The organism is Mycobacterium asiaticum, from assembly GCF_001673315.1.
GTDB classification, from domain to species: Bacteria; Actinomycetota; Actinomycetes; order Mycobacteriales; family Mycobacteriaceae; genus Mycobacterium; species Mycobacterium asiaticum_B.
Window position 1 is genome coordinate 1 of sequence record NZ_LZLQ01000149.1, and the last position, 5,487, is coordinate 5,487.

Annotated in this window: 5 protein-coding genes; all 5 read right to left on the bottom strand. The window is 68.0% G+C overall.

What is annotated here, in order from left to right; genetic code table 11:
* Window positions 1-139: 139 nt before the first annotated feature.
* Window positions 140-1,462 (bottom strand): DUF58 domain-containing protein, encoded by a 1,323-nt coding sequence (locus A5636_RS24315; RefSeq protein WP_065161207.1) that lies wholly within the window; start codon window positions 1,460-1,462, stop codon window positions 140-142.
* A complete protein-coding gene (locus A5636_RS24320) occupies window positions 1,462-2,430 on the bottom strand; it encodes an AAA family ATPase (RefSeq protein ID WP_065161208.1) in 969 nt (322 codons plus the stop codon). The genes A5636_RS24315 and A5636_RS24320 overlap by 1 nt, the downstream gene beginning before the upstream one ends.
* Window positions 2,427-3,578, bottom strand: coding sequence for a DUF4350 domain-containing protein (locus A5636_RS24325; RefSeq protein WP_065161209.1), 1,152 nt, complete (start codon window positions 3,576-3,578; stop codon window positions 2,427-2,429). Before A5636_RS24325 ends, A5636_RS24320 begins: the two co-directional genes overlap by 4 nt.
* Window positions 3,560-4,210 (bottom strand): DUF4129 domain-containing protein, encoded by a 651-nt coding sequence (locus A5636_RS24330; protein WP_065161210.1) that lies wholly within the window; start codon window positions 4,208-4,210, stop codon window positions 3,560-3,562. Before A5636_RS24330 ends, A5636_RS24325 begins: the two co-directional genes overlap by 19 nt.
* A 19-nt stretch (window positions 4,211-4,229) precedes the next feature.
* Window positions 4,230-5,487 (bottom strand): hypothetical protein (locus A5636_RS26720; protein WP_065161211.1); only part of this gene is annotated, 1,258 nt, incomplete at its 5' end.

Genomic DNA, 5,487 nt, shown 5'->3' on the forward strand with positions numbered 1-5,487 from the left:
TCCCACCGGCTAGCTGTCGCGCGAGTGTGCATCTCACGACGCGACACGCCGGCGAAGCGTCGTGAGATGCACACTCGGCCGGCATGGAGCGGGCGACACTCGGCCGGCCCTGGCGCGCGCGACCTGGACGTCCGGCTGGTCAGAGCTGTCCGGTGGCTTTCATCGCCAGGTAGCGGTCGGCGAGGCCGGGCGCGATTTCGGTCGGAGGCGCGTCGACCACTTCCACCCCGCTGCGTCGCAGTCGCGAGGCGATGGCCCGCCGCTCGTTGCGGGCGCGTTCGGCGGCTGCCGCGTCGTACACGGCCGCGGCGTCCGAACGTCCAGCGGCCAGTTGATCCACCCGCGGATCTGCCACCGCGGCGACCAGCACGTGGTGCTTAGCCGACAACTGCGGGAGCATCGGCAGAAGTCCCTCCTCTAGAGCGGTGGCGTTAAGGTCGGTCAGCAGCACCACCAGCGACCTGCGGCGGGTACGGCGCAGAATTGCCGCCACCATTGCACGCCAATCGGATTCGACGAGCACCGGCTGCAGCGGGGCCATCGCATCGACCAGCTGGGCGAGCAGTTCGGTGCGCGACGCACCGAACACGGCGGCCCGGCTCACCCGGTCGTGGGCCAGGAAGTCGACATGGTCGCCGGCGCGGGACGCCAGCGCGGCCAGCAGCAACGCTGCGTCCATCGCCCAGTCCAGTCGGGGCCAGCCGGCGGGATCGGCCGCCGTCGGGTCGACACCGACCCGGCCCGCGGCCATGCGTCCCGTGTCGAGGACGATGACGACGCGCCGGTCACGCTCGGGCCTCCAGGTGCGGACCATGACGTCGGTGCGCCGCGCGCTCGCCCGCCAGTCGATGGATCGGACATCGTCACCCACGACATATTCACGCAGCGAATCGAATTCGGTGCCCTGTCCGCGGATCAAAGTGGGCAATAGTCCGTCGATCTCGCGCAACTTGGCAAGTCGCGACGGTAAGTGTTTGCGGGACAGGAACGGTGGCAGCACCCGCACCTGACCCGGCACCGACCGGGAGCTCTGGCGTCCCGCCATGCCCATCGGGCCGATTGAACGGGCTGTCACGACCGCCGCGCGCTGGTCACCGCGCCGAACCGGGCGCAACCGGGTTTCCAGCTGCTGGTGCTGGCCGGCCGCCACAACCAAACGATGGGTGCGGGGCTCGGCACGCGCGCTGGGCGGCCAGGCGTCGCGCAACTGGCCGCGGAACCTGCGCCTGCCGTCGTTGCGGACGAGCAGGCCCGTCGTCACCGGCTGTCCGAGCCGGGCCGAAGTGTCCGGCGAGCGGGTGAAATGCAGGCGGCGGGTACTGGCGGCGAGCACCACGTCGACGCCGACCAAGATGGCCAGCGCCAGCAGCAGGATGCCGAAAGCCCTTGCGGGCCAGGGAGAGAATGCGATCGGAAGGACGCAGACCAGCGCCAGCAGTCCGGTACGTCCGGTGAGGATCACTAGCGGGGCACCGGGACCGAGGCCAAGATCCCGTCCAGGACGCCGTCGGGGTTGGCGCCTTCCAGCTCTGCCTCGGGGCGCAGCATGATGCGGTGCCGGAGAGTCGGACGGGCCATGGCCTTCACGTCGTCGGGGGTCACGTAGTTACGGCCCGACAGCCAAGCCCAGGATCGGGCCGTACCCAGCAACGCGGTGGCGCCACGCGGTGAAACCCCGAGCTGCAGGGCGGGCGAAGAGCGGGTGGCCCCGACAATGTCGACGATGTAGCCCAGCACCTCGTCACCGATCAGCACCTGACGCACCGCCTCGCGCCCCACTGCCAGCTCGGCTGGTCCGGCTATCGGTTTTATCGCAGACAGATCGCGCGGATCGAAGCCGTGCGCGTGTCGGCTCAGGATGGCGATCTCCGCGTCGCGCGGCGGCAGCATCACGTTCAGCTTGAGCAGGAAGCGGTCGAGCTGAGCTTCCGGTAGCTGGTAGGTGCCTTCGTACTCGATGGGATTCTGGGTTGCGGCGACGATGAACGGATCGGGCAGCAGTTTAGGCTCACCGTCCACGCTGACCTGGCGCTCCTCCATCGCTTCGAGTAACGCGGCTTGCGTTTTGGGTGGCGTGCGGTTGATCTCGTCGGCCAACAGCAGATTCGTGAACACCGGACCGGGCCGGAACGCGAATTCGGCGGTGTGCGTGTCATACACCAGCGAGCCGGTGACGTCGCCGGGCATCAAATCCGGGGTGAACTGGACCCGTTTGAACTCGAGCTGTAAGGCGGCGGCCATTGCCCGCACCATGAGTGTCTTCGCCACTCCGGGAACACCTTCCAGCAGCACGTGGCCGCGGCACAGCAGCGCGATCACCAGGCCGCTGATCACCCCGTCCTGTCCGACAACGGCTTTGGCGATCTCGGCGCGCAGCTCCAGCAGTGCTTCGCGTGCGGAGTCTGCGGTCGGGGAAGGGGACTGTGTCACGAGTGGGTGACCTGCCTTTCTATGTCGTCGAGCGCACGGGCTAGCTGCAGTAGGTCGCTGTCATTGGTGGGCGGTGGACCGAACAAGTGGTACTGGACAAGATCCGGGTTGGCCCCGCAGCGCTCGGCGACCGTCATCACCACCGCCGGAGGTGCGGCGTTGGGGCCCAAGCCAAGTCGGGGCAACAGTCGTTGCAGTGTCGCGGTGCGCAACGCCTCTGCGGCGCGATCGCGGGCTCGTCGGGATCGGTACAGCCGGCCGCGGCCTTCGACGGTCTCCGACGCGCGGACCACGACCGGCAGTTCCTCGGCCACCAGCGGACCGATCCGCCGACCCTTCCATAGCGCCACCAGGATTACCGTCAGCCATAGCTGCCACACGATCCACGTCACGTTGTCCGGGATCAAATCGAAGATGGAGGCGTGCGGGGTGCTGTGCCCCTCAGTCCGCTGGGGTGCGTACCAGATCACTCGAGGCCGCGCGCCGGCGAGGTTCATCGCCAACGCGGCGTTGCCTTCTTCCAGAAGCCCCTCGTTGGTCATGAAATGGCTGGCTCCCACCACCGTGACCGTGCGGTCGTACTCGCGGTAGCTGACCAAAGCGCCGCCGTAGCAACTGATCAGGTCCAGATCGTCCTTAGCTCGATACGCGTCGGCCGGCCCGAGATTGACTGGTCCAGCCCGGTTAGCTTGCGGCAGAGCACAATCCGGCTCATTGTTGAACTTGCCTGCGGCGCCCACGCGCAATTTCGGCGTCAGCGCCGTGCGGGCGCGGGTGGTGGGGTCTACCAGCAGCAGGTCACCGGGAACGTCGGCCAGTCGCCCCAGCAGCGTGTTGTCGGTGAGGTACTGGGTTTGCGCCACCAATAGCAGTGTGTCGCGACGTGCCGCGCGTTCGACGTCAGCGACGGTGTTGGCCACCACCACCTCGACTCCGCCGTCCCGTAACAGGGTCACCAGCGCGCGGGCCCCGGACGGACTGGTGGCTTCGGGGTCCATGGTGCCACCCGGTCGGGGTGCGGTCAGGTACGTAGTGATCGACGCGACGACGGCGAGTGCGGCCAAGACGAGCAGCACAGCACGCCAGGGGCGGCGCTGTCGCTGCGGGTCGGCCGCGACGCGGGTGGCCGTCACCGGACTTGCGCCCAAGGATTCGGCACCGCAGGCTGCGCCACCGATGAGGCCGCCGCGGGACGTGTTCGCAAATGGTCATCGAGGTCGGAGATCAGCTGATACGCGGCCTGGGTGCCGGGCCGTTCCCCGTAGGTCACGTCGTTGAAGGCCGTTGCTGCTTGGGTCAATTCAGCAGTCAGGTGTGGCAGCGCCGTACCCGCGTTCGTGGCCAGCTCGTTGGCGGTGCGGCCGGGAACCGGAGTGAGCACGCCGGTTTCTTCCAACTCGCGTGCGACCGCGCGTAGTCGGTGCCGGATTGCTGCCGACCAATTACCCTCGGCGGCAAAACTTTCCGCCGTCGCCCGATGCTGGGCCGCGGTGAGCTGCCCGGCGTCGAACAATCCGTGATCGCGGCCGCGGTTGGTGCGCATGGTGCGCCGGGCGATGTGGACGGCGACAATAACGCCGATCACTACCAGGATGAGCAGCACGGTCACGGTGAACCAGCCGCCCGATACCTGAGAGGTCTTCTGCAACAGCCGCATCAAGAATTCGTTGATCTTGTCGACGATTTGGTCGGTCACCGAGTGCTCGGGATAGATCGGCTTGTTGAGTTCACGCTGCGCCGCTTCATGCGCGGCATCGCGGTCGATGTCGATGGAGGGCACTGTCAGCTCATCGTTTCCGTCAGTACGACCTGGTGAGCCAGAGGCTGTCGCTGGATTCGACGGCGCCGGGACCACCGGCCGCACCGGTCTGCAGCACCAGATCGAATGCCTCGGCGCGGATCCGGCGGTCGGTGTAGAGCAGGACCACGACGCCGGCGACGAACGGAGCGGTGACGATCTGGCTGATTGCACCTCCGATGGACGACAGGGTGCTGCCGACCAGCAGTGCGGTGGTGCCCGAGGCTCCCATCAACAGAATTTCGGCAACGACGGTGAATGGCGCCGAGATGGCGCCGCCGACGATGCCGACGACCAGAGCCGCCAGCAGGCGGATGCCCAGCACCCGCCAGAAACCGTTGCGCACCAACGCGAACGACCTGATGATCGCGTCGAAGACCGGCAGTCTCTCCAACACGATCAACACCGGCGCGAACAGCAGCACGGTGTAGGCGTAGGCCAGCAGGACCAGGACCAGGAACAGCAGCGGGAAGCCTACAAGTACCGCGGCCGCGGCGTTGGCCGCGGTCGCGACACCGACCAGGATCACCACGACCAGACCGACAATGACCGCGATTCCGACGGCCTCCAGCAGCGCCAGGCCCAACAGCGCGAGTAGGCGGCCGCGGACTTTGGCCCATGCTTCGCCGATGGTGATCGGCGAGCCGAATACCGCGCGGCCTACCACCACGGTCAGCATTCCGCTGAGCAGCACCCCGCCCAGCCATGCGACCAGCGCGCTGCCGGCCAGCGACGCGGTCCAGGCGCCAAGCGCGCCCAGACTGGCCTCCGAACCTGCCCCAGAACCGGCCCCAGAACCGGTCTGAGTGTCGGACGGGAGTCGGCTGATGGCGGTCAACGGCCCTATCGTCGTGAGCAGTGAGATGACCTGCATGACGATCACGACCATTGCGGTCAGGCCCAGCGTCGGTTTCGGATTAGCGCGGATGTAGCCGACGGCACCGTTGAAGATGTCGCTGAGCGTCAGTGGGCGCAGCGGGATGATGCCTGGTTTGGCCGCCCCGGGGATGAGTGGCGGACCGAACGGAGCGCTGCCGTAACCCGGCGGGCCATAACCGGGTGGCGGGCCATAACCGGAGGGCGGGCCGTAACCGGGCGATGGGCCATAACCGGGTGGTCCGCCGTAAGCGGGCGGCGGGCCGTAGCCGGGCGGCCCGCCGTAACTGGGCGGTGGGCCATAACCGGGCGGTGGGCCGTAACCGGCGGGCGGACCGTACGCCGGGGGCGCGCCGTATGCCGGGGGCGGGCCGTATGCCGGG